The following is a 25084-nucleotide window of genomic DNA, read 5'->3' as shown; positions in this document are numbered from 1 at the left end:
CATTTAGTTATTAATGGAGCAGAAAAGGATCATTCAGTTATTAACCAGGAAACTTGCCGGTGAAGCCACCAGCGAGGAACTACTGGAACTGGACGAACTGCTTGCGCTATTTCCCGAAGCCCTGTATTACGAAGAGGTGCTAAACCAAATTACCTTTAAAGATGAACTTCAGGAAGAAATTGATATAGATGAAGCTTTTGCCTTGCATGAGCAAAAATACGCGCATGAGTTTGCCGATGATAACCAGAAAGGCCCAGCCACCAATTTAAAAAGGAGGCTTGTTACACGCTGGCTGGTGGCCGCCTCGCTGATAACGATAACCAGTTTTGCCGTATTCCTGTTATATCGCAATAAAAAAAGCAACAATGTTTCATACACACCAGATACAGAAATTGTATGCGGCAAACGGATGCGCAAAAAAATAGTACTGCCTGACGGCACAAGCGTTTGGCTTAATACCAACAGCAAGCTCCAATATGATGAAGCCATGCTGAATAAGGACCGCCGGGAAGTAAGGCTGTACGGCGAGGCCTTTTTTGATGTAGCTAAAGATAAAAAGCATCCGTTTATTATACATACCGAAAAAATAGCTGTCAAAGTTTTAGGTACGGCTTTTAATATTAAAGCCTATCCTGGCGATGCTGTTACCGAAACAACGCTCATCAGGGGATTAATCGAGCTATCGCTTAACAGCGATCCGCAACGGAAAATATTGCTGCGTGCCAAAGAAAAACTCGCGTTAAATGAAAGCGTGCTAAATGAGCATAACGATAAAAGCGCCGCCCCGCCAATTCATAACCAGTTGGTAATAGAAAACATTGAACCGGTTGAAATATCAAACAAGGATTATATTGAAGAAACCTCATGGCTGCAAAACAAACTGGTTTTCAAAGACGAATCTTTTGAAGAGCTGGTACCCAAGTTAGAAAAATGGTATAACGTAACCTTTAAAATTAATAATAAAACCGCGGCCGGCTATAGGTTTACCGGCATTCTTGAAAACGAAACCCTAACCCAGGCATTAACAGAAATGCAAATTATAAGACCATTTAAATTTAAGATAACCGCCAATGACGTAGTGACCATTAACTAAAGAGAGAAGAGGGTTGCAATAAAAAAGCGGGAAATGCTCGAATATTCCCCGCTGTATTATCGATCCATTAAATCAGTAACAGGATGTTGCTGATAACTAACCGATTGTTTAATTACTAACACCGTAAAATTATGAAAAAAGAAATACTTCATGATAAAGTATTTTCTGTGCCCCATTACCGAAAATTTTTATTGATGCTTAACTGGACTTTTGTTCTCACTTTCCTGTTTTGTTTGAATGTATCGGCAAACAGTTATTCGCAAAACGTTAAGGTTAGCCTTAACCTTAAAGACGCGTCTTTGAGGAAGGCTATTAACACCCTTGAGCAAAAAGGGAAAACCCGTTTTTTATACAGCGAGCAGCTGTTGCCGCAAGACAAGCAGGTTACGCTTGATGTTAACAACGTGCCCCTGCTTGATGTATTAAACAGGATACTTGAAAATACCGGCCTTGATTACCAGACAACTGATAACGGGTTGGTGATTATAGCCCTGAAGGGTTCTGTCATTAAAAACATACAGGTAAAGGGCAGGGTGCTTGATGATAAAGGCAGCCCATTGCCGGGGGTAAGTGTAAAGGTACTTGGTACAAACGGCGGCGCCGTAACTAATGGCAATGGCGAATACGATGTATCGGTGCCCGAAGGGGCTTCCCTGGTATTTTCGTATATCGGCTATCTTACACAAACGGTTGAAGTTGGTACAAAAACACAAATTAACGTAGTTTTAAAAACAGATGAGGCCAGCCAGAAACTGAGCGAAGTAATTGTGGTTGGATACGGCACGCAACGCAAAAGCGATCTTACCGGATCAGTAGCCTCCATAAGCGGGAAAGATTTGGATAAAACGCCGGTACTGGGCGCCGACCAGATGCTGCAGGGAAGGGTTAGCGGTTTGCAGCTTACTCAATCAGACGGGCAGCCGGGCAGTGCCACATCTATCCGCATACGGGGCACCAACTCCATCAACTCGGGTAACGAGCCTTTGTATGTTGTTGATGGTTTTGCAGGTGTTGGCAACCTTACCTCCATCAACCCTAATGATATACAATCTATCGAGGTTTTAAAAGATGCGTCGGCAACCGCAATTTATGGTAGCCGCGGTGCCAATGGGGTAATACTTATTACCACCAAAAAGGGAAAAGCCGGGCAGCACGCTATAAATTTTGAATCGTACGCGGGTGTACAGCGTATAGCCCGCAAACTCCCCCTTATGGACGCCACACAGTTTGGCAAATACCTGAACGAATATTATACCGAATATAACGCAGCTAACCCAGCCACAGCCAAAGCTTTACCTTACACCGACGACCAGATTGCCGGGTTTGGCAAAGGCACCGACTGGCAGAACGCGCTATACCGCACCGCGCCAATACAAAATTATCAGCTTAGCTTTAACGGCGGAACCAACGAAGCTCGATACTACCTCAGCTTAAACCACTTTGACCAGGACGGTATCATGAGGGCCACGGGTTTCAGGCGCGAACTGGTGCGTTTAAACCTGGACAGGAATATAGGCAAGAAGATTAAGATGGGCTTTTCTTCGCAGATTTCCTATAATGTACAGGCGGTTGACCCAAGTATAACCGGGGTAGGATATGGCGCTGCGGGCGGCGCGTTAAGCATGAGCCCAATTACACCATTACGCGATGCCAGCGGGGCATATACATTTGCAAATGCGCCTGCCGCGTATGTTGGCACATATGGAAACCCGGTTGCCGCTGTTGAATTGGCCACAGACCGTATTGCCAATTCGCGGGGGCTTATTAATACTTTTGGCGAGTATGAATTTATCCCCGGCTTTAAATTTAAAAGCAGTTTTGGGGTTGATTATAATACCGCAAACGAAAATTCATACCTGCCTACCACTATTTACATAGGGCAGCAAACCGGCGGAACGGCTTATTCGTCCAATAATACAAGCTATAGCTGGTTAAATGAAAATACATTATCCTTCAATAAACAATTCAACAAAATATACGTAATTGATGCGGTAGCCGGTGTTTCATTACAGGAGTTTAAAACCAAGGCATTCAGCAGCAGTGCACAGGGCTTTTTTACAGATAATTTAGGCACCGACAACCTGGCTTTAGGCGCCAATGTTTTAACGCCCCAATCCAACAAGTACAGGAATACTATTGCCTCCTATTTTGGGCGGATTAATTACCGGCTGATGGAAAAATACCTGTTTACTTTCACCATGCGTTCTGATGGGTCTTCCCGTTTTGGTGCAACAAGAAAATGGGGGTATTTTCCATCCGGAGCGTTCGCGTGGCGGGCATCGGAAGAGAAATTCATTAAAAACATAAAACAAATATCAGACCTGAAAATCAGGGCCAGCTACGGGGTTACCGGTAACCAGGAAATAGGATCATATCAATCATTATCTCAATATGGCATAAACAGCTACACTTTAGGCACGTCGGCAACACGTGTGGTTGGCGTACAGCCAAATAATATTGCTAACCCTAAATTGAGTTGGGAGTCTACAGCTTCTTTTGACGTAGGCGCCGACATGGGATTATTTAATAACCGCATCAGCCTTACTGCCGATTATTATCATAAAACAACCAGCGATCTGCTGCTTAATTTTTCGATACCTCAATCGTCGGGTTTTTCAAGCATCTTGCTTAATGCGGGAAAGGTTGAAAACCACGGTATCGAATTTTCTTTAACTACAAGAAATATTGAATCGCGGAATTTCAACTGGAATACCACCCTTACCTATGCCGCCAACCGGAACAAAGTATTGGATATGAATGGCACCAACAATATACTGGTTGGTAATACCGGTCCATACATTGCAACCAACGGCCTTGCACCTTCTATTTTGCGGGTTGGCCAGCCTATAGGATCGTTTTACGGCTATCATTTTGATGGCATATACCAAACCCAGGCGCAAATTGCTGCAGCAGGCATATCAGGCGTAGTACCGGGCGACGCCATCATTCGAGATGTTGACGGCAATAAAATAATTGACGGTAATGACCGGCAAATTATCGGGCAGGCAGCTCCAAAATTTATTTTCAGCATAAACAATACTTTATCTTACAAAAACTTCGATCTTTCCATTTTTGCCCAGGGGGTACAAGGCAACAAGGTGCTAAACCTTACCAGCTATGCACACAGCAGCGGTACTACAGCAAACGTGTACAGCTATATGGCAAATGCCTGGAACGGCGCCGGCAGCACCAACACCGTTCCAAGGGTACTCAGCACGTCTATACGCAACGCCGGCGTGGTAGATAATTACCTGGAAGACGGGAGTTATTTGAGGATACAAACCATATCGCTGGGATACAATATACCTGTTTCGCCCACATCACGGGTATTTAAAACCTCAACGGTATATGTCACAGTCCAAAACGTACACACTTTCACAAAATACACCGGCTATAACCCCGAAATAAACAGCTTTGGCGCCCAAAACTTAAATGCGGGTACGCAGAACCTGAACCCAGGCAGCCAGAACTTAAACCTTGGGGCCGACGTTAACTCATATCCGCCGCCAAGAACCTTTTTATTGGGAGTGAAAATAGGATTTTAAACAAAAACATATTTAATATCATTCATATGAAGATAAGAATTTTAATGGCTGTGGCGATAGTTACTATCAGCCTTACCTCGTGTAAGAAATTCCTTACCGAACAGCCATATAGCTTTTTAACGCCCTCCAATTTTTATAAAAACCAGGGCGATGCGGTTGCGGCTTTAAACGGAGTTTTCAGCACGATGCAACCTCAAACCTTTTATCAGCGTACGGTTTACATCGTATCTGATAATGCATCGGACCTGATGTATGCGGCACCTGGTTCTTCAACCGACAGGAACTCGCTGACCAACCATACTTTTGCCGCGGTTAATGGCGAAATTGGCAACTGGTACATCAATGATTACAAAATGATCAAGAATGCCAATGATGTTATCAAATACGTTCCGCCGATTTCGATGGACCCGGTTGAGAAGGCAAATATTGTTGGTAATGCCCGCTTTTTGCGTGCATTAGGCTATTTTAATCTGCTTACTGCTTTTGGGGAAGTGCCGCTTATTACAGAACCTGTTACCGCAACCTCGCCCGATCTGTATCCAAAAAAAGCTTCACTTGCGGCTCTTTATGACCAGGTGATTGCCGATCTTCAGTATGCCGAAGCCAATTGCTATGCCGAAAAAAATATTACTGCCGGCAATAAGGGAAGGGTATCTTCGGGCGCAGCATCTGGCCTGTTAGCAAAGGTACTGTTAACACGCGCTAAATCAGGGGCAGCAAAAGCTACTGATAGCCAGGACGCGCTTACCGAATGTAATAAAGTAATTAACGACGGCGGCTCATACAGCTTGCTTACCAATTATGCCAGTATATTCAGCTCGGATAATAAATATAACAAAGAGATAGTTTTTGCGGTACGCTTTGGCACAGCGCCCAATGTTGGTAATATTATATTGCGGATGTTTTATCCAACTGTTTTAGGCGGGTACGGCTCATTTTTTGCCCAGAACAACTTTTTCAATAATGGCTTTCCCGATGGCGACAGAGATATACGCAAAACCTATAGCATATCTAACCAGGCGGTTGATAATAAAGGTGTAACCCAAACGGTAACCCCTTTTATTTATAAATTCAGAGACAGCCAGTGGAAGCAGGATAATAATTCACGGAGTGATTGGTTTGTATTACGCCTGGCCGAAATTTACCTGTTGCAATCAGAGGCCATGAATAACATCAATCCAGCTGACCCCGACAAGTTTAACGGGATAAATATAGTGAGGGCACGGGCGGGTTTATCATTGCCAACAGACCAACTAAATATTACCAATACCCCCACCCCTGATGCGTTTATAGATGCCTTACTGGCCGAACGGGCGCGTGAACTTTGCGGAGAAGGGCAACGCCGCTGGGACCTTTTACGTTTGGGACGGCTGAAAGCCGCTATGGCCAAAGTTAGTGTCACTGTTGATGATAACCATTTACTATTCCCGATTCCACAATCTGAACAGGATGCCAATCCTAATTTTTAATGACATAACCCCCTACGGCGCCGCCCCGATAATTATCGGGGTGCCCTGTTGGCAAAGTAGTTAATATACAAGTCCCGGATGTGGTTTCATCCGGGATTTTGTGTTTTTAGGAGGGGCTATTGGGATAGGCTCCTAATATTTGATTTAGATTATTTATGGACGGTAATGAATAACCCGCGTTATATTTGAATTTGTGACAGCCATAACCTGCAATTTTTTCACAGAATATGAAATTTTTTCAGTCGGTTAAGCCGCTTTAGCTTCTGGCATTTTACTTGTTGGGTTATTATCAGAACGCGAAGTTCTGAAGTTTAATTAATTACAAGTTCAATCATTAAATTTATTTAGGAGGACAACCTATGACATTGGTTAAATTTAATCCCGAAAAAAGGAGCAACTCATTACTGCCAGGCTTTAATGACGTTTTTGATTCCATTTTTAACGACACTTTTTTAAACGACCGTATGGTGGCCCGCGTGCCTGCCGCTAACATTAGCGAAACAGCCGAAAACTACCATATTGAACTGGCTGCACCCGGCTTAAAAAAAGAAGATTTTAAACTAAACCTTGACCGCAATGTATTGAGCATTTCTGTTGAACAATTGTCAGAAAGCAATAACGAGAAAAAAAATTACAGCAAACGCGAGTACAGTTATAGCTCATTCGTGAGATCATTTACCCTTCCTGAAAGCGCAGATGACAATCGCATTGAAGCTACTTACACCGATGGCGTACTTAAGGTAAACATTGCCAAAAAAGAAGAAGCCAAATCTGTAAGCAGGCAAATTGAAATTAAATAACATGTTCTGATTTATAGTTTAAGAGCCTCCTGGATAAGGGGGCTTTTTTGTACTTGTAATTTACCCGCAGGCCAAAAAGGACATAAAAAAACTGAAGAAGTTAACTTAATCCCTGGGGTAACGGCTGCGGGTACCGAGCGTACAAAAAGCTATTTTAACTCCTTTAAAAACGCAGCAGCATCGTCGCCCGGTTTGTAATTTAGCATGGCAAGTTTGGTCATATACAATTGGCGTATATCGGCCCATTTGTAATATGGGAAACCTGTTTTTAACCCGCTGATATGCGCTTCCTTCTCGTTTAGTAGTATCTTGACAAGGTAACTTGCCGATCCCCTTTTTTTATAAAATATCCATTGGATATTTGAGCTTAGCGGGGCTACGTTTGAAGCCCGCCAATTGGCATCAAACTGGTTAATGTTTGGCGATACCTTATCGGCGCCTTTAATTACCAACAATGCCGCAAAAGGCGAAATAGTTTCGGCATGGGCAAAACGGAGGTTGGCGCTAATTGCTCCGGTTTTTATAAAATCATCGCTGGTGGTTATAAAATTGGCTAATAAAGGCGCAGCTATACTTACCTGGATGCCATTGGGTTTTATACCGGGGCCTTTTACCAAAAAATCTTCAGCGGCATCGGCGCGCCCCAAAGCTTTTAGCTCATCACAGGAAAAAAAGTGGGTAAAGTCAAGATCTTTGGGATCGATGCCCTTTTGGTTGATTTCTTCCTTTAACGAATATACTATAGTTGCAAACCCCCAGATATCACTTACTATTTTATCAGCCCATTTTTTATCCTGTACTTTCACAAAATCAGGCGTGAAAAATTTGGCGATAATATTTTTGTTGATCTCTTCAATATGTTCGGCTTTGGCAATAATAGCTTTGTATTTTTCCCAATCGTCGCCGTCTTTATAAGCTGTATAAGCCGGCGATTCATCGTAAAACCGCAGGTTTAAGTCATCATTGGCCTCCGTTATCTGAGCCGAATCTTTTAAACCCGCCTTCAACCCCGACAAAAAAGCATCGGCGCTTTGTTTAGTGCGTACCTCTTTGGTGATTGTTACTTTTAATTTGGGATGGCCGGCAAATATGTTGCTGTAGTTTCGATACATCCTATCCCCTATTTGCTGTAATTCGGTACGGCCCTCGGCAGATATGGATTTGGTGTTTCCTTTCTCTACCTTTTGCAGGTTAAGCACCATTTGTTTAAGCAACCTGCCTTTTTCGGTAAGCATGCCTGCGCTATCGGCCTTTAATAAAATGACGTATATAGCAGTGGTATTTACATCCTTAGTTAAATGCCTTGCCCCGTGCCTGCCCACGTGATTAATAAACACCGGCCGGTAACCTTTTGGCGCAGGTGTATATTTGGCAAGCGGCACTTTATACAAGGTTTTGGTGCCTAAAAAAGCGGTACCACAATCCTGGGCATGAGCATTGAAAGCTGATACAGAAATGAGCAGAAGATATAAGAAAGCTTTTTTCATGGGTTCAAATTAACAAACCCTCCCTAAAAGGGAGGGCTCAGAAATACTAATTAACAGTCTCCCCAACCGGGGGGAGATTTAGAGGGGCTTTAGGCTTAATGCTGGTTACCTGTAAAATCATTCTGATAAGCGCCGGCATCTTTACCCGGAGGGGTAATATTCGTACCGTAAGTACCGGTTGCAGTTACCGCGTGCATTGGTGTAAAATCAGTTTTGCCCGCTTTAAGCGCTTTCGATGTCGATTTTAACCTGAAGTTTGATGTACCAACCATTACCGCGGCCGGTGTCTGTAATGACACCGTCATCGGGCCAGGGTTGGCTGTATAATCAAAAGCACTAAGATCATAGCCATAAAATGAGGGATCATTATCTTTTGGCGTGGTTGAATGCACATCAGCCGATTGAAAAGTGGATACGCCATCAGCTGCATTAAACAGGTCGACTATTTTTTGGGTTTGTCCGTAATAATATTGATTGTTGTACTTAATGTTAATTAAATCCGCATCGCCGGTTAAACGCAGGCCGAACCGGCAGTTGGCAATAATGTTATTATAAACTGTTCCCCGTGCCGCCTTTTCAAAATTGATAGAGCCCCCACGGCCAGATTTTGTTTGCCTGAAACCGCAGTTAACCAGGGTATTGTTGTACATGTTAACATTGGTTTGAGTGCCCGAGCTACCGGCATCAGATGCCTTTAAAGCGTTGGTAGCAGCACCTATCATAAAGTTATAAGCCAAATCGCCCACGGTGCCGCTTTTCATATTAAAAAACTCGCCTCCTGATTGTCCGCAAAGTTCAAAGGTATTTCGCATTACGCTAATCTTGCCGCCTGCTACCCTGATGGCATCATCCTTCGCGCCAAACACCCATGAATCTTCTAAAATAAAGTTCCTGTTGATGTTGGCAAAATAAATGATATACCTGGGGTCGCCGCTGGAGTAAATGCCAGTTTCGTTACCGCTTGCAGGGCCACCCGCAAATTCAAGGTGTGTCCATTTAATAATCAGATCGCCGCCTGGGGTAGCGCTTTTCGATGAAGGGTCGGGCCAGCAAACAATACCACCCCAGTATCCTTTAAAAACGTTGGTATAGTTTTGCGCGTTCGCCTCGGTGTGATAGGTATCGGCATTTTGTACGGTTATATAGTTGGGTTCATCCTTTGTACCCAGGCTGATAAAAGTACCGTGCATGATAATTTCGGGCGCCGTTTGGTAGGTTTTACCATCGCCTATGGCTATCAGCTTTACACCGGCCTCCATTTGCAGGGTGTCGCCCTCATTTACAGTAATATCGCTGCTGAAGTAATAAGTTTTACCGCTGAGCATAGTGCCTTTTACGGCCCCTTTAAGGGTATCAGAAGTGATACCGTTACTCACCTGGTGCAATGGTGGCGAAATAATTGCCAGTTCGGCTTTATGGCATGCACTTAGCGCTAACAGCATAAGGCATGCGGAAAATATTTTGTTTAAGCTTTTCATCTGTAATGTCATTATAATTTATACCGTAAACCAAGTATGTAATATTGTTTGTAAAGGTCTTTACGTACAGCTGTGTTTTCGCCCGCTTTTTGCAGTTCAACATTTACCGCATCTGTTGGGTAAGGCCTCCTGATCTCTAATTCATAGGGGGTATTCAACAGGTTGGTTGCCTTAGCATATACGTACAGGTTGCCAAACAAGCGTTTATCGGCCGATAGATCAAGCGTTGTAAAACCTTTTTGCCAGATATCGTTATTAAGATATGGCGATACGGTATTTAACCTTGCACCGGTGTATACAAATGACAACTGTGCATTAAGCCCGTTTTTAACGCTGCGATACAGTAATGAAAGGTTACCAATATTTTTTGACTGGCCCTGTAACGAACGCGTTTGTTGCACAGTACGGTGTGTTACCTGTCCCTGGTCGTTACGATAATCTTCTTCTTTATCTGTTGTTATTTTAGAGTTGGTGTAGGTGTAGTTTGCACGGATACCAAAACTTCTGAAATATTTGGTGTAATCAACCTCAAAGCCGTAGTTGTGGGCATTGCCAAAGTTTTCCGGCCTTAATACGTAGCTTGTTCCCGATTTTTCGATGGCGTATTCAACCGGGTTGTTTATTGATTTGTAAAACACACCAACCAATAACTGGTCAAGCGCTTTAGGGAATAACTCGTAACGTAAGTCGAAGTTTTCGGCGGTGATACGTTTCAGGTTCGGGTTGCCTAATTCGTCATAAAGTGCATCCGGGTCGCCGGCTGTATGCGGCACCAGCTCATAAAAGTTTGGACGACTGATGGCCGAGTAATACGACAGGCGCAGATCCTGCTTTTCATTAAACTGATATTTAAAGTTTAGGCTTGGTAGTAAATCATAATATCTGATTGTTCCGTCTTTACCTTCTACCGAAGCGTCAGCCTGCGTATGCCAGGCCTGGCTGGTATGCTCATACCTTAAGCCGGCAATAGTTAATAATTTACCTGTGGTAAACTTAACCTGGCCATATCCGGCGCCAACCTTTTCGGTAAAATCGTAATTAAGCGCATTGGTTGGCGTGCCCTGGGTGTTAAATAAATCGAAAGTGTTTAAATCAACATTGCCGTTAAAAGTTTGGGCCGTGTTTGCGGCGCCTGGCCTCAGGTCGTACTCATCGTAGCTGCTGTGCCTTGTTTTATCGCGGTACATACCACCTGCGCTTAATTCAAATTTAGTATCGAACAAAGTTGGTGTATAAATAAAGTTCAGGAAGCCTGTTTTGTCCTCATCAGAGTTTTTGGTGAATGTGCGGCTCTGGGCTTTATTGGCATCAAAAGTAAAAGGGGCCTGTACAATAGTACCGTCTGATTGAACGTTACGGCCGGTATTCAGGTTAAGTTCGGCCCTATCGGGCTCATTGGCGGTAGCTTTTGAGTAAACAGCCGTCCAGTTAATGCTGAAGTTATCGTTTAGCCTATGGTCGCCATGTAAATTGCCGTTTTTTATGGTTTGTATTGTCCTGTCGCTGCGGTAGGTTTGGCCTACACGGCCGGTGCCAATACCTGCGCGGCCAAGTTCTAAACTGGTATCCGAGCTAAACCTGTAGGTATTTTGGGCAAGGTTGATATAATCCAGGTCGAGGGTAATCTTATTGGCATTGTTGATACGGTAATCAAACTTGGTAATAACACCCGTACGCTGTTGCTGGATGTTGTAATTACGTTTTTCAATATCGGTAACCAGCGGCTCGTTATTTGCGGGGTTAACCTCGGTACTAAAAAATGTACCATTGGTTTGCCTGTACGTATTTTGATAGCTTAAAGATAATAAGGCCCCAAACTTTTTATTGGCGCTGCGGCCGCCTATGCTTAAGCCAGCTATAGTAGCTAAAGGCACCTTGTTTTCGCTATAATGAAATGGAGCGGTTGTAAAATCGGCACCGGTAGCTATGCGGCCATCGGCACGTGGCGAGGTTTGTAAGCTACCGCTATGATCAAATTTGGTAAAGCCTTTGTTAAAAAAGTTGGCCGCCAAACCCGTGCCCAGGTTGGCACGAACGGTAAAATCATCCGGCGCGTCTTTCAACACCAGGTTTATGGCGCCGCCAATAGCATCGCCTTCCATATTTGCCGTAAGCGATTTGGAAACGTCTAAACGGTCGACAATATCTGCCGGGAAAATATCAAGCGGTACATAACGGTTTTTATTATCGGGACTGGGGATTTTAACACCATTTACCAATGTATACTGGTAACGCGCATCCATACCGCGAATGATAGCGTATTGTGCCTCGCCGTTGGTGCTGCGGTCAACCGATACACCCGATACACGTTGGGTAACATTAGCTATGGTAATATCGGGTGATGCTTCAATGGTGCGTGCCGATACCACATTTAACAAAGCCGGCGACCTGCGCTGGGCAGTGGTGGCCGACTGATCTGTACTTTTATCGGCGCGGCCATTTATGGCTACTTCGTTTAAGGCGTGTTCTTTTGTTTTTAAAGATAATTTAACGTTTGTTATACCGCCATCCTGCACGGTTACATTGGCTTCATCATCTTCAAAAGAAATGTAGTCTGCCTCAACTTCGTAATTACCCGCGGGTACATTTTTAAATACAAAAGTACCATCAAGGCCAACGCCGGTTGACGCTTTGAAACCTTTATCTTTGCTTTTTAATTTAACGGTGGCACCAACCAGTGGCTCGCCTGTTTTTCTGTCGGTAACGGTTCCTTTAATCGTTCCACTTGCAAAAGCAAAACTGCTGATAGCAAACTGGAAGATAATTAATAGGGGTAGGAGTTTCTTCATTATCATGGGGGATTAAAAATCCCTGCAAAGAAACCCCGGCGGTTTAATGATTAAATAAACCTAACGTTAACATATTGTTAGGCAAGGTTAAAAAACCAATAACAAATAGCTTTTTACGTAACAAAGCTGTTTCAATTTTAAAAAACACAAATTTGCTACAGAATTATTTATCAGCAATAAATTGCTTATGGAATTAGTAAGTAACCATTTATATCCATGAAGCCTTAAAAGCATTATTTAGCAAAATAACTATTTAAAATAAGTTTTTATATTTAGCAACGCTTTATCAGGCATCGTAAATGAAGGTTTTTTCGGAGTTAAAAAAAAATTTAAAGAATAACATTTCAACGTTACCACCTATTAAAGTTGCGTTATTGGGCGACACCGCGACCCAATTTTTATTAACAGCCTTACGCGGCACAGGGTTTGACCAAGGCTTTGACCTTCAAATGTGGGAGGCCGATTTTAACCAGGTGGAGCGCCAGGTTTTTGACCCAACATCTGAGTTGTATCAATTTGCCCCCCAGGTTATTATAATATTTCAATCGGCACATAAGTTACTTGGCAAATACGGCAAATTAAACACACAACAATACCATTGCCTTGCCGAAGATCAGATGGCATTAATTGATAAACTACACTCGGCAATAAATAACAACTCGAAAGCCCGGATTATTTATTACAACTACACCGAAATTGATGATGCCATATTTGGCAGTTATGCCAATAAACTGGAGCAATCTTTTTTGTTTCAGTTGCGTAAGCTGAATTATGAGTTGATGATATACGCCGCAGAAAACGTCAACTTTTATTTATGCGATATGTCGGCCATTCAAAACCAGGTGGGCAAACCGGCCATGTTTCAAACATCAGTGTATATTAATACCGAGATGGTTTTGAGCATTGACGTTTTGCCATTGGTTGCCGCCAGAACAGTTGATTTGATAGGAGCGATATGGGGGAAATTTAAAAAGTGCCTGATTGTTGACCTTGACAATACCATGTGGGGTGGCGTCATTGGCGACGATGGGTTAGAAAATATCCAGGTAGGCAATATCGGCATCGGCAAGGCATTTACAGAATTTCAATATTGGATAAAAAAGCTTAAAAACCGCGGAATAATCATTGCCGTTTGTAGTAAAAACACGCAAGAGACAGCGATGGAGCCTTTTGCAAAACACCCGGACATGGTATTGCACCTGGATGATATTGCAGTTTTTATGGCCAATTGGGACAATAAAGCAGATAACATCCGAAAGATACAGGCTGTATTGAACATTGGGTTTGACACCATGGTTTTTTTAGATGACAACCCATTTGAAAGGGCCATGGTGCGGGATAATATCCCCGGCATTACTGTACCCGAACTGCCCGAAGACCCTGCCGATTACCTGGAGTATTTATATGCATTAAACCTTTTTGAAACGGCATCCTATTCAAATGAAGACATAGAGCGAACAAAGAAATACCAGGTTGAGGCTAAACGCACAGTAGCACAAGCAGGATATACCAATGAGGCTGACTTTTTACAGAGCCTTGATATGGTTTCGATAGTTGAACCTTTTAATAAATTTAACACGCCCAGGGTTTCCCAGTTGTCGCAACGATCAAACCAGTTTAATCTGCGAACGGTGAGGTATACCGATGCCGATATAGCAGCAATGATTGGGCATGAAAGCATTTTTAGCTTCTCGTTTACCTTAGCAGATAAATTTGGGGATAACGGCCTTATAGCCGTAATTATACTAAAAAAAGAAAGTAACGATGTGCTGTTTATTGATACCTGGCTAATGAGTTGCAGGGTGTTAAAAAGGGGGATGGAAATTTTTATATTGAATACCATTATTGTTTTTGCAAGGCAAAATGATTACACATGGTTAAAGGGAGAATATTTACCTACACCCAAAAACGCCATGGTAAAAGATCATTATCATAACCTGGGTTTTGTGCCGGAAGGAAGCCAATGGATGGTCAACGCAAAAGAATATACGCCCCAAAACTGCTTTATACAAAAAAAATAAATTGAAATGGAAAAATCTGAAGTGTTAAAACAACTAAATGAAATTTTTATAGACGAATTGGATAATGATCGTATCGTTTTAAAATATGAAACAACGGCAAACGATGTTGAGGACTGGGATTCGCTAAATCATATCCAGTTAGTTGTAGCTATCGAGAAAAAATACAAGATCAGGTTTTCGACGCAGGAAATACAAGGCTGGAAAAATATTGAGGAGTTAATTGATTCAATAAATGCGAAGCTTAGTTAACCACAATGTTTTCGTACACCATACATTTAAAAAATAGTAGGTGCTACTATTCTAAAAATACATAAATGCAATATGCTATTTAACTCCTTCGAATTTTTAATTTTTTTTCCTGTAGTAACTGCGCTGTATTTCTTATTTCCTTATAAATTCAGGTGGCCGCTTTTACTTATTGCAAGCTGTATTTTTTATATGCTCTTTGTGCCAATTTATATCCTTATACTGCTGGTAACTATTTTAATTGATTATGTAGCTGCCATATATATTGAAAAGACGGAAGGGCACAAGCGGAAGTTTTATCTCGTCATAAGCATTATATCTACTTGTGTAGTGTTGTTCATTTTCAAATATTTTAATTTCTTTAACGATAATATCCGGCTTTTAGCAGAGGTTGCACATTGGAATTATTCCGTTCAGTCGCTAAAAATATTATTGCCTATAGGGCTATCATTCCATACATTTCAAAGCCTTAGCTATGTTATTGAGGTTTATCGGGGCAACCAAAAAGCCGAAAAGCATTTTGGAATTTACGCGCTGTACGTAATGTTTTACCCCCAACTGGTGGCCGGTCCAATTGAGCGGCCGCAAAATATGCTGCATCAGTTTTATGAAAAGCATAATTTTAACTACGATGACGTCACCTACGGACTAAAAAGAATGCTGTGGGGTTATTTCAAAAAGGTAGTAATTGCCGATAGGCTCGCAATTTATGTAAACGCGGTATACAACAACTCCAGCCACCATAATGGTACTACTCTGTTTGTGGCTACTTTATTTTTTGCGCTCCAGATATATTGCGATTTTTCGGGATACTCCGATATTGCCATTGGCAGTGCCCGTGTAATGGGATTTAAACTCATGACAAACTTTAACAGGCCTTTTTTCAGTAAAAACATATCCGAACTTTGGCGGCGCTGGCATATTTCATTATCAACTTGGTTTAACGATTATCTTTTTACGCCCATAGTAGTTGCATTAAGGAGCTGGGGAAAACTTGCAGTAGTGTTTGCAGTATTGGTAACTTTTGCGGTGAGCGGCTTGTGGCACGGCGCCGGCTGGCCGTACGTGGTTTATGGTTTACTACATGGCATTGCTGTAGCGTATGAATTTTTAACAAAAAAAATACGCAAAAAAATATTCAAAAACTTACCAGAACTGGTAGTAAAAGTAACCTCTACCTTTTTAACATTTACGTTTATCTGCTTCACATATATCTTTTTTAGGGCTGCCACATTTACACAGGCCACCAGCATTGTCCACAAAATACTTTTTGATCATGGCAAATTATTTATTGCCGAAAATAATTGGTTAATGATTTACGCTTCAGTATTTCTATCGATACTATTTATAAGCGATTTTATAGAAGAGTACGGGAGTTTGAAAAGCCTGGCCTTTTATAATAACAAGAACTTATTTATAAGACACTTAAGCTATTGCTCGCTGGTGATCATCATATTGCTTTTTGGTGTATTTGATAAAAATCAATTTATTTATTTCCAGTTTTAACATGCAAGATCACCCAAATAGCGATTTGAAAAGGTTTTTTAAAAAGTTTGTCCTGCTTTTGCTGGTGTTGATCATTCTTGATTTTGCTGTTGGCAAAACGCTTAAATTTCTCTTTTTTAAAGAAAAACTCAACAGCACCACCTATGTCATGAATACAACCACCGCCGATTTTTTGGTATTTGGTTCATCAAGGGCCAGCCGCCACTATGTGCCGGCTGTATTTGAAAAAAAGTTTAATACAACTTTTTACAATTGTGGGCGCGATGCTTCTAAAATGATATATAGCCTGGCCGCCATGTCGGCCGTGCTGGAGCGGTACAGGCCCAAACATATAGTGCTTGAGCTGGATCCTGATGATTTTGCCAACTCCGAAGAAAATAGCTTATCAATGTTGCTTCCTTATAGGGATAATCCGGCGGTTGCCAACTTTATAAAATACAACAGCCGGTTTGAGCGTTTTAAATTAATGTCACAAATTTATCCCTACAATTCAATGATAGGCGATATTATTATGGGTAACCTGTCATCGCATAAAGCCGGCTTTGGTATTGATGTGGAAGGATATCTCAAATTTGATGATATGATGGATAACCAACCCGTGAAACCATTTAAATATGAAAAGTTAATACAGCAAAGAGTTAACATTTTAGATGATTTTTTGAGCCAGCTTCATAGACGGGGCATTAAAATAACCGTGGTTATATCTCCAATCTATTTTACCTTTGCCCCACGCAACCAGGTAGTGACCATCATGGGTTCTTTTTGTAAAAAATATTCTAATGTAAGCTTCGTCAACTATGAAAACGACCCGCGTTTTTTTGACCATACCTTATTCCATGATGATTTACATATGAATGATATAGGAGCGCATAAATTCTCCGAAGATTTGGCCGATAAACTAATCAAAAACTGATTTGATATTTATTCCGCACCCCTCCTGTTTACTTAATAAATAAAAGGTTAAAGAGAGGAATTAAAATTGAGATGTTATAAAACAAACCCGTTCTTTTTCTCCAGCTAAAAATTTGCTTTGCAATAATAAACCACCTAACTTCGTATTAAATAAACCATGAGCATACAAAAGCACTTTTATTTTTCCCTGGGGCTTACCTCCATGAGCGATGCATCATCGTTTAGGGATGCTATGCTTGCCAAAGCTGTGCTGGCTCAATACTAACTCCCTTTTCCACTCTTCTTTTTTAATTATTGCCAAAGCCGGTTTACAGCCATATGGCCCATTTGCGCTATAAGCATATTTAAAACTTCCGAAACTATCCTGGTACTTTAAACGTTTTATTATCAACCAATTAAAACACAATGCCTGTATATCATTCATTAGGAGCAATTCCGCCTAAAAGGCATACGCAGTTCCGTAAGCCCGATGGTACCTTATACGCCGAAGAGCTGGTTTCTACCGAAGGTTTTTCGAGCCTTTATTCGTTGGTTTACCACGTATACCCACCTACCATTGTTAAAACCCTTGGCGAGCCGTATAGTGTTGAGCCACAAATAGCCCGCGAAAAACACCTGAAACATACCAGCCTGATAGGCTTTAATGTACCGCCCGAAGATGATTACCTGCAAAGCCGCAAACCTGTACTGGTTAACAGCGATTTGCATATTTCACTGGCCGCGCCACGCCAAAGCATGACCAATTATTTTTACAAAAACAGCCAGGCCGACGAGGTGGTGTTTATCCATGAAGGTACAGGCACTTTAAAAACCGGGTTCGGTAATATTAAATTCGGCTACGGCGATTACCTGGTAATACCACGTGGTACCATTTACCAGATGGAGTTTGATGGCACAGCAAACCGCCTGTTCATCATCGAAAGCTTTAGCCCCATACGTGCGCCTAAACGCTACCGCAACCAATACGGGCAGCTGATGGAACATTCGCCTTATTGCGAGCGCGATATTAAACGCCCGGCCAACCTGGAAACCCATGATGAGCACGGCGATTTCAAAATCCTGATTAAAAAACAAGGCCTTATTTACCCCTACATTTACGGTACACATCCCTTTGATTTTATTGGCTGGGATGGTTTCCATTACCCATGGGCGCTATCTATCCATGACTTTGAACCGATAACAGGCCGCCTGCACCAGCCACCGCCCGTACACCAAACTTTTGAGGGTAACAACTTTGTGATATGCTCATTTGTGCCCCGAAAGTTTGATTATCACCCCCTGTCTATTCCCGCCCCTTACAACCACAGCAATGTAGATAGCGACGAGGTTTTGTATTATGTAGATGGCGATTTTATGAGCCGCAAAAGCGTGGTTAAGGGCCAGATAACCCTGCACCCGGGCGGTATCCCGCATGGCCCGCACCCAGGATCGGTAGAGAAATCAATAGGCAAAGAATCAACCGACGAGCTTGCCGTGATGATTGACCCCTTCAGGCCGCTGATGCTTACCGAAGATGCTATTAAGATTGAGGATGAAAATTATTATAAAAGCTGGCAAATGTAGGTTAGGCGAAAGGTAAAAGCTGAAAGGCAAAAGGTAGCTGCAATCAAGTTAAAATGGGTGAAAGGTTAAAGGCAAAAGCTGCAAGGACTCTCCCCCTTTCAATTCAATAATTCAGGATTAAGCCGCCGCCCTTTTCAAATCAATAATTCAATAACTCACTAATTCACTAATTAAAATGCATACACAAACCATAGATAAACCAACAACCTCAACTGATTTTTTGCCCCTTAACGGTACCGATTATGTTGAGTTTTATGTGGGTAATGCCAAGCAGGCCGCCCATTATTATAAAACCGCCTTCGGCTTTCAAACGCTGGCTTATGCAGGCCCCGAAACCGGTGTGCGCGACAGGGCATCATACGTGTTGCAACAGGGCAAAATAAGGCTGGTGTTAACCACCCCCCTTCACTCCGATCATCCTATTGCCGAGCATATCAAAAAACATGGTGATGGTGTAAAAGTATTGGCCCTTTGGGTTGATGATGCTTATGATGCCTTTAAACAAACCACCAGCCGCGGCGCCGAACCTTACCAGCAGCCACAAACCCTGCGCGATGAATATGGCGAAGTACGCACCAGCGGCATTAAGCTTTATGGCGAAACCGTTCACCTATTTGTAGAGCGTAAAAACTACAAGGGCTTATTTTTGCCCGGCTACCAAAAACTGGAAACCGCCTATAACCCAACCGAGACCGGTTTATTGTACGTAGACCATTGCGTAGGCAATGTTGGCTGGCATAAAATGAACGAGTGGGTTAATTTTTATGAGGAAGTACTGGGCTTTAAAAACATTTTAACCTTTGATGATAAAATGATATCTACCGAGTACTCGGCACTAATGAGTAAGGTGATGAGCAACGGCAACGGTTATGTAAAATTCCCTATCAATGAGCCGGCCGAGGGTAAAAAGAAATCGCAGATTGAAGAGTACCTGGAGTTTTATGAGGGCGAAGGCGTGCAGCACCTGGCACTGGCTACCCACGATATTGTAGCTACCGTTACCGAACTGCAAAATCGCGGGGTAGAGTTTTTAACCGTACCCACCTCCTACTATGATGAGCTTACAGACAGGGTTGGCCACATTGACGAAGACCTGGAACCACTTAAAAAACTGGGTATACTGGTTGACCGGGACGACGAAGGTTACCTGCTGCAAATTTTCACCAAACCTATTGAAGACAGGCCTACCCTTTTCTTCGAGATCATTCAGCGTAAAGGGGCAAAATCATTTGGCGCCGGCAATTTCAAGGCACTGTTTGAAGCCATTGAAAGGGAGCAGGATTTGAGGGGGAATCTTTAAAAGCTGAAAGCAGAATGCTGAAAGCCTAAAGCCACTAGAGCGATCTGTGTCCTCACAGATCGCTATTCTGATTGCAAGCGTTTTAGTCCGGTAAAGGGCGCCAGATAACAGCCGGGATATTTAAAGTATTGAAAACCCAAAATCAATAGCCTATGCTAAAAACTGCGTGTACCGCTATTTGATTGTAACTGCCATAATTACTAAACTCATGAAGCTGGGAATCTTCGGGTCGGGTTTCGTAGCCCAGGCTTAAATCCAGCCCATATTTTTTTGATGTTTTAAACCTGAAGGAATAACCAATATTAGGGGCTATAACCAGGGCCACTTTTTTGCCGGTGTAATTACCGTGGTTTTCATTTAAATTAAACGATACACCGGCGTTGCCTTCGACAAAAAGATTACTCATATACACCCTCACTCCTAATTCCACAGGCGCAAATGAAGCGATATGAACATCGCCGTCATCGACATCATTGTCATTGTAATTATACCTATTTGTGTTGTAAGCGGCCCTTGACAACATAAAAGTATAAGCCCCCGAGGCCATGATACTAACCGGGGTTGATTTGATAGGAAATTCGAATTTAATACCAAAACCACTGGCTACAGGGTATTCATTGCTATGCGGACCTACTGTAGCCCCTAAACCAAAGCCAACCGCTACCCGCGAAAGCGGATTAACATCGGTTTGCGCCATTGCGGTAAAAGTGATAACCGTTAAGAACAATAGGACAAGTAAAGTTTTTTTCATGTGACAGGGTATATTCAAATTTCGCCCTTATTAGGGAATTTTCAGGAAGGCAAAACCATGCCCTGGTTGCAAATACTTTTAAAAGGTATATTTATAAGCAAACCCAATACCCAGCTGCGCCATCTTAAAATCCGAATCGATGTTTTTATAACCGCTTTCGTAACGCACACCAATATCCAGACCATGATGAACACCAAAGGGAATTGCGGCACCTATGCCTCCCGAATATATAAAAGACGATACAGCCTGTTTTTGAACTTTAACCGCGTCGCCAGCCTCTGCAGCTATATAAAGATACTTTGAGTAGTAATAACGCAAACCCACTTTTAGCGGTATATACTTATAAGGCGGCGGGCCTGCCGGGGCCGATGAACTATTAATAGTACCTTGCCAGGGCGTTAAATAAAAATACTTTACATTGGAGTGGTAAACCACATAACCCACACTTGCCGTCAGGTGTAAACCTACGGTGATAGGCAACTCGGCCCTGATGTTACCGCCCAAACCATCCTGGTAAATATCGCGGGTATGCACCTGATAGGTGTGTTCGGTATTAAAGGGAATACCAACATCCGGCCCTATGCTGATATTAATTTTATTACCCGATTGTGCTTTAACCAGGGTGGATGCCCCGCAAAGCATCAATAATAAAAACAAACGGATTGATTTAGCTTGCATACAGATTTGAGGTTATACAACAGTTACGTACCCCGGCAGTTAAATGCGACAGCCTGAGGCCAATAATTTATATTTAAGCCCGGTAAATTTATTATTCAATAAAAAGCCCCGGCAAATCAATCGCCGGGGCCGTTCATTAAATCATTTCGATATTATAATCCTAAGCTGAATGCCACGTGAAAGGCTACCAGGTTATAGCTGCCGTAACCGCTGATATAAGGGCTAACAACCGTAAGATCGGAAGGTGTTTGTGTTTTTTCCAGGCGGGTTTCGTACGACAGGCTTAAATCGAGCCCAATTTTTTGCGACGACCCGAACCTGAAACCATAACCAATACTTGGCGAAAGTATAGGTGCTACCTTTTGGGCTGTGTATGACTTACCAGAATTAAGGTTGAAAGATGCACCAACATCGCCTTCAAAAAAAAGCTTGTTAACATATACCCTTGCGCCAGCCATTACAGGAACAAATGATGCTATAGTGCCGGTGGTGCTTTCACCATAGTTACTATTGTAGCTGTAGTTATAGCCATCGCTCGATACGTAAAACTGGTATGCCACCGATGCTGTAATACATACCGGGCTGCCGGCTATTGGGTATTCCCCTTTTAAGCCAAGGCTGCCCGCTGCCGGAAACCCCGAATGTTGGGGGCCGGTTGTAACGCCAACACCAAAACCTGCGCTAAACCTTGGTAAAAGTTCATCGTCCTGTGCTTTAACAGTAAGTACGGTGCCAAATAAAATAAAAAGGGCGAGTAATGTTTTTTTCATGTTTATTATGATAAGGTTAATTATTGAGGCGAAAATAAAAATATTTACGCCAATTAATTGGTAAGACTGATAAATATTTTCTCCAACGTTTTATTGTTATTACCGGCCCGCAACCCTTGCAGGGTGTCATCAGCAACTATTTTGCCTTTATTGATGATGATCACCTTATCGCAAACGGCTTCAACCTCCTGCATAATATGGGTAGATAGGATGATGGTTTTGGTTTTACCCAAATCGGTAATTAACCGGCGGATGCCTATGAGCTGGTTAGGGTCAAGTCCCGAGGTTGGTTCATCTAAAATCAGCACATCGGGATTGTGCAGTATAGCCTGGGCAAGGCCAACGCGCTGACGATAGCCTTTAGATAGCTGGCCAATTTTTTTATGCTGCTCGGGGCCAAGGCCGGTTTGCTCAATCACTTCGGCAATGCGGGCTTCGGGTTGGGCCATTTTGTGGATGCCTGCTATAAACACCAACGATTCCTTCACGTACATATCCAGGTATAGCGGGTTGCTTTCGGGCAGATAGCCAATACGCCTGCGCACATCTAACGATTGTGTTACCACATCAAACCCGCAAACCGATGCCGAGCCCGATGTTTGGGGTATAAAGCCCGTAAGTATCTTCATCGTGGTTGATTTACCGGCCCCGTTAGGCCCCAAAAAACCCAGCACGCCCGTTTCGGCAGTAAAGCTGATGCTATCAACTGCCTTTTGCTCGCCGTAAATTTTTGTCAATGCTTCTACCCGGATACTCATGCGGTAAAAATAGATGTTAGATATGAGATTTGAGATAGGAGATGGAAGAATTTGTTAGTTGTTCATGGTTCATAGATCATGGTTCATGGTTTTACCGGAATCGGGTATTTCGATTTAGTTTTTTTTGGGTGTCCGTCCGTCCGGAGGTGACCAACACTGCGGACAGATTGTTCATTGGTTAATGGATCATAGTTAATGGTTCATAGCCTAAGATGGCAGGAAATAAGCAACAGTTTCAAACTCCGCCGGGGCCATGAAGCATGAACAATCAACCATGATCCATGATCCATCAACCAAAAACCTACCGCTCAAACACCACCGAATCGGCATCTGCACCCATGCTGGTTAAAATACCGTTAATCTGCTCTACCATCGCATCGGGCCCGCAAACGTAAAAATGTTTGGTAAAATCGCTTACTTCGGCTTTTAAAAAGGCCTCATCTATACGGCGGGTGTCGTGAACGCTATCCTTTTGGCTGCTTATTAAAAACAAGGCATCGGCGCCAAGCATACTTTTCAGCTCATCGGCAAGAATAATGTCGCTATCTGTTTTGTTACTGAAAAACAGTTTGTTTCCTGCCAGCTCTCCTTTCCTGTTCAAATCCCTCAAAATGGCAATAAACGGGGTAATGCCAGCGCCACCCGCTATAAAATAACCGGGGCCTTTATACTCAATGGCACCCCAGGCATCGCGGATAATAAGTTCATCACCAACGGCTAATTTGCTTAATTGATTGGTTACGCCTTCCTCGCTATCGGGATATATTTTTATCGTAAACTCCAGGTAAGGGTCATCGGTTAGGCAGGTAAACGTGAAAGGGTTCTTCTTATCCTTCCAGGTCTGTTGGTTTACAGATAGTTCGGTGGCCTGTCCGGGGGTAAAAGTATAGCCCGCAGGTTTTTCGAGCCTAAACTGTTTTACATTATGGGTTACATATTGGGTTGATATGATTTTTACTATGGTTTCCATGGCAGCAATTAGTTGTATATAGTACAATAAACTTTTGCCCGATAAGTTTTAGCAAATACCCTGTTTTAGTGTCATTTTAAGGGCGTTGCCCACACTGGTAGAAGTGTGGGCCAGGCCCATACACTCATACTGCACAGGCCTTATTCACAGGCCGGTATCCGTTTCTGTCCTTAACGCAAGCTTCCGTTAATCAAAAAGCCCGTCCGTCCGCACAGGTGTGCCGCTCTTTAACGGACAAATCCGGACGGACATGGTTAAAACCAGTTTTGCCAAAAGTTTGCCTGTCCGCCCCTGTCCGTCTTTGCTCTGTTCCCCCTTGCGGACGGACGCTACAAAAGGGCAACCAATGTTTATTTAAGGGCAAAGGAATTTACACAGGCACTGGCAGTGTGTTTATTACGCAGGCAATCAATCGGTCAAACATCCATATATTTGTTATTGGCTGCACTTTAGTAAATTAGCAGCACTTATCGCAATGAAAATAAAGTTTAAACTAACACAGGCTATCCATGTTGCCCCTCGAGTTGTAATTGACAACATAGTATCCCTGTTAGAGGGTGAAGAATACAGGGTTAACAACTTAACAAGCAGTGTTGTTGAATTTGACGATAATCCCTGGAAATTAAGGTGGAGGCACCAAGCTGCAGCACGGCTAAATGGAGGAAAGTTTGAGCTCAGCTTTACGGGAGATGAGGTTTTGGTAACCTTTAGTTATTACACAAGTTTAACTGCACCGCTACTTATATTTATTGCCCTTGCAATAGGCTTAATAAGCCAAGAACAGTATTATGGTATTTTGTTTTTCCTGGTATTTTACATTTTTGCCATATCAATACAATTAATTACCCAAAGAGGTACAGCAAAAGATATGTTAAAGAGTATATTGAGCAACTTACCCTGATTTTTTACTGCCCTTGTTTTTATAAAAACCGAGTTTTTTAAAAATAC

Annotated in this window: 19 protein-coding genes; 11 read left to right on the top strand and 8 right to left on the bottom strand. The window is 42.6% G+C overall.

Going from position 1 to position 25084, the window contains the following annotated elements:
• The first annotated feature begins 13 nt into the window (after positions 1-13).
• The 4 genes from PQ469_RS06890 (at position 14) to PQ469_RS06875 (ending at position 6907) form a co-directional block, all read left to right on the top strand.
• Entirely contained in the window at positions 14-1093 is a 1080-nt protein-coding gene (locus PQ469_RS06890) for a FecR family protein (RefSeq protein WP_274212282.1), read from the top strand.
• A gap of 131 nt (positions 1094-1224) precedes the next feature.
• Positions 1225-4638 carry a TonB-dependent receptor gene (locus PQ469_RS06885; RefSeq protein ID WP_274212281.1) on the top strand — a complete coding sequence of 1138 codons (3414 nt, stop codon included), beginning with the start codon at positions 1225-1227 and terminating at the stop codon, positions 4636-4638.
• Positions 4639-4664: 26 nt separating this feature from the next.
• Positions 4665-6107, top strand: coding sequence for a RagB/SusD family nutrient uptake outer membrane protein (locus PQ469_RS06880; protein WP_274212279.1), 1443 nt, complete (start codon positions 4665-4667; stop codon positions 6105-6107).
• A 359-nt stretch (positions 6108-6466) separates the two neighbouring features.
• Positions 6467-6907 carry an Hsp20/alpha crystallin family protein gene (locus PQ469_RS06875; protein WP_090644174.1) on the top strand — a complete coding sequence of 147 codons (441 nt, stop codon included), beginning with the start codon at positions 6467-6469 and terminating at the stop codon, positions 6905-6907.
• A 149-nt stretch (positions 6908-7056) separates the two neighbouring features.
• Here PQ469_RS06875 and PQ469_RS06870 read toward each other — a convergent pair whose 3' ends face one another.
• The 3 genes from PQ469_RS06870 to PQ469_RS06860 all read right to left on the bottom strand — a co-directional run bounded on the left by PQ469_RS06870 (position 7057) and on the right by PQ469_RS06860 (position 12661).
• Positions 7057-8394 carry a histidine-type phosphatase gene (locus tag PQ469_RS06870; protein WP_274212278.1) on the bottom strand — a complete coding sequence of 446 codons (1338 nt, stop codon included), beginning with the start codon at positions 8392-8394 and terminating at the stop codon, positions 7057-7059.
• 95 nt (positions 8395-8489) lie between these two features.
• On the bottom strand, positions 8490-9872 hold the full coding sequence (locus PQ469_RS06865) for a hypothetical protein (RefSeq protein WP_274212277.1): 1383 nt from the start codon (positions 9870-9872) through the stop codon (positions 8490-8492).
• Between the two features lie 11 nt (positions 9873-9883).
• Positions 9884-12661 (bottom strand): TonB-dependent receptor, encoded by a 2778-nt coding sequence (locus PQ469_RS06860; protein WP_274212276.1) that lies wholly within the window; start codon positions 12659-12661, stop codon positions 9884-9886.
• Positions 12662-12960: 299 nt separating this feature from the next.
• Here PQ469_RS06860 and PQ469_RS06855 point away from each other — a divergent pair, with 299 nt between their 5' ends.
• The 6 genes from PQ469_RS06855 (at position 12961) to hppD (ending at position 20209) form a co-directional block, all read left to right on the top strand.
• Complete coding sequence (locus PQ469_RS06855; RefSeq protein ID WP_274212275.1) at positions 12961-14682, top strand: HAD-IIIC family phosphatase; 1722 nt, start codon at positions 12961-12963, stop codon at positions 14680-14682.
• Between the two features lie 6 nt (positions 14683-14688).
• On the top strand, positions 14689-14931 hold the full coding sequence (locus PQ469_RS06850) for an acyl carrier protein (RefSeq protein WP_274212274.1): 243 nt from the start codon (positions 14689-14691) through the stop codon (positions 14929-14931).
• A gap of 189 nt (positions 14932-15120) precedes the next feature.
• Entirely contained in the window at positions 15121-16434 is a 1314-nt protein-coding gene (locus PQ469_RS06845; protein ID WP_274212273.1) for an MBOAT family O-acyltransferase, read from the top strand.
• A 1-nt stretch (position 16435) separates the two neighbouring features.
• Complete coding sequence (locus PQ469_RS06840) at positions 16436-17347, top strand: hypothetical protein (protein WP_274212272.1); 912 nt, start codon at positions 16436-16438, stop codon at positions 17345-17347.
• 404 nt (positions 17348-17751) lie between these two features.
• Positions 17752-18909, top strand: coding sequence for a homogentisate 1,2-dioxygenase (locus PQ469_RS06835; protein WP_274212270.1), 1158 nt, complete (start codon positions 17752-17754; stop codon positions 18907-18909).
• A gap of 175 nt (positions 18910-19084) precedes the next feature.
• The gene (gene hppD, locus PQ469_RS06830) at positions 19085-20209 is read left to right on the top strand and encodes a 4-hydroxyphenylpyruvate dioxygenase (protein ID WP_274212269.1); all 1125 of its coding nucleotides are present in this window, start codon (positions 19085-19087) and stop codon (positions 20207-20209) included.
• A gap of 142 nt (positions 20210-20351) precedes the next feature.
• Here the strand turns inward: hppD and PQ469_RS06825 are convergent, their stop codons facing one another.
• From PQ469_RS06825 to PQ469_RS06805, 5 genes are all read right to left on the bottom strand, one after another.
• Positions 20352-20960: a hypothetical protein gene (locus PQ469_RS06825; protein ID WP_274212268.1), complete on the bottom strand. Its 609-nt coding sequence runs from the start codon at positions 20958-20960 to the stop codon at positions 20352-20354.
• A 78-nt stretch (positions 20961-21038) separates the two neighbouring features.
• Entirely contained in the window at positions 21039-21638 is a 600-nt protein-coding gene (locus PQ469_RS06820) for a hypothetical protein (protein ID WP_274212267.1), read from the bottom strand.
• 152 nt (positions 21639-21790) lie between these two features.
• Entirely contained in the window at positions 21791-22408 is a 618-nt protein-coding gene (locus tag PQ469_RS06815; RefSeq protein ID WP_274212266.1) for a hypothetical protein, read from the bottom strand.
• A gap of 53 nt (positions 22409-22461) precedes the next feature.
• Positions 22462-23166: an ATP-binding cassette domain-containing protein gene (locus tag PQ469_RS06810; protein ID WP_090644134.1), complete on the bottom strand. Its 705-nt coding sequence runs from the start codon at positions 23164-23166 to the stop codon at positions 22462-22464.
• Positions 23167-23467: 301 nt separating this feature from the next.
• Positions 23468-24136 carry an FAD-binding oxidoreductase gene (locus PQ469_RS06805; protein ID WP_274212264.1) on the bottom strand — a complete coding sequence of 223 codons (669 nt, stop codon included), beginning with the start codon at positions 24134-24136 and terminating at the stop codon, positions 23468-23470.
• A gap of 475 nt (positions 24137-24611) precedes the next feature.
• On the opposite strand from PQ469_RS06805, the gene PQ469_RS06800 reads away from it, so the two are divergent.
• On the top strand, positions 24612-25037 hold the full coding sequence (locus PQ469_RS06800) for a hypothetical protein (RefSeq protein WP_274212263.1): 426 nt from the start codon (positions 24612-24614) through the stop codon (positions 25035-25037).
• The last annotated feature ends 47 nt before the right edge of the window (positions 25038-25084 follow it).

The organism is Mucilaginibacter sp. KACC 22773 (assembly GCF_028736215.1).
Classification (GTDB): domain Bacteria; phylum Bacteroidota; class Bacteroidia; order Sphingobacteriales; family Sphingobacteriaceae; genus Mucilaginibacter.
Note: the sequence above shows the minus strand (reverse complement) of the source record. Positions and strands in the feature narration are given on the sequence as shown.

Bases quoted from the DNA above. Each gene is read 5' to 3' on its own strand.
- PQ469_RS06890 (WP_274212282.1), top strand. From the start codon at position 14: ATGGAGCAGAAAAGGATCATTCAGTTATTAACCAGGAAACTTGCCGGT.
- PQ469_RS06885 (WP_274212281.1), top strand. From the start codon at position 1,225: ATGAAAAAAGAAATACTTCATGATAAAGTATTTTCTGTGCCCCATTAC.
- PQ469_RS06880 (WP_274212279.1), top strand. From the start codon at position 4,665: ATGAAGATAAGAATTTTAATGGCTGTGGCGATAGTTACTATCAGCCTT.
- PQ469_RS06875 (WP_090644174.1), top strand. From the start codon at position 6,467: ATGACATTGGTTAAATTTAATCCCGAAAAAAGGAGCAACTCATTACTG.
- PQ469_RS06870 (WP_274212278.1), bottom strand. From the start codon at position 8,394: ATGAAAAAAGCTTTCTTATATCTTCTGCTCATTTCTGTATCAGCTTTC.
- PQ469_RS06865 (WP_274212277.1), bottom strand. From the start codon at position 9,872: ATGAAAAGCTTAAACAAAATATTTTCCGCATGCCTTATGCTGTTAGCG.
- PQ469_RS06860 (WP_274212276.1), bottom strand. From the start codon at position 12,661: ATGAAGAAACTCCTACCCCTATTAATTATCTTCCAGTTTGCTATCAGC.
- PQ469_RS06855 (WP_274212275.1), top strand. From the start codon at position 12,961: ATGAAGGTTTTTTCGGAGTTAAAAAAAAATTTAAAGAATAACATTTCA.
- PQ469_RS06850 (WP_274212274.1), top strand. From the start codon at position 14,689: ATGGAAAAATCTGAAGTGTTAAAACAACTAAATGAAATTTTTATAGAC.
- PQ469_RS06845 (WP_274212273.1), top strand. From the start codon at position 15,121: ATGCTCTTTGTGCCAATTTATATCCTTATACTGCTGGTAACTATTTTA.
- PQ469_RS06840 (WP_274212272.1), top strand. From the start codon at position 16,436: ATGCAAGATCACCCAAATAGCGATTTGAAAAGGTTTTTTAAAAAGTTT.
- PQ469_RS06835 (WP_274212270.1), top strand. From the start codon at position 17,752: ATGCCTGTATATCATTCATTAGGAGCAATTCCGCCTAAAAGGCATACG.
- hppD (WP_274212269.1), top strand. From the start codon at position 19,085: ATGCATACACAAACCATAGATAAACCAACAACCTCAACTGATTTTTTG.
- PQ469_RS06825 (WP_274212268.1), bottom strand. From the start codon at position 20,960: ATGAAAAAAACTTTACTTGTCCTATTGTTCTTAACGGTTATCACTTTT.
- PQ469_RS06820 (WP_274212267.1), bottom strand. From the start codon at position 21,638: ATGCAAGCTAAATCAATCCGTTTGTTTTTATTATTGATGCTTTGCGGG.
- PQ469_RS06815 (WP_274212266.1), bottom strand. From the start codon at position 22,408: ATGAAAAAAACATTACTCGCCCTTTTTATTTTATTTGGCACCGTACTT.
- PQ469_RS06810 (WP_090644134.1), bottom strand. From the start codon at position 23,166: ATGAGTATCCGGGTAGAAGCATTGACAAAAATTTACGGCGAGCAAAAG.
- PQ469_RS06805 (WP_274212264.1), bottom strand. From the start codon at position 24,136: ATGGAAACCATAGTAAAAATCATATCAACCCAATATGTAACCCATAAT.
- PQ469_RS06800 (WP_274212263.1), top strand. From the start codon at position 24,612: ATGAAAATAAAGTTTAAACTAACACAGGCTATCCATGTTGCCCCTCGA.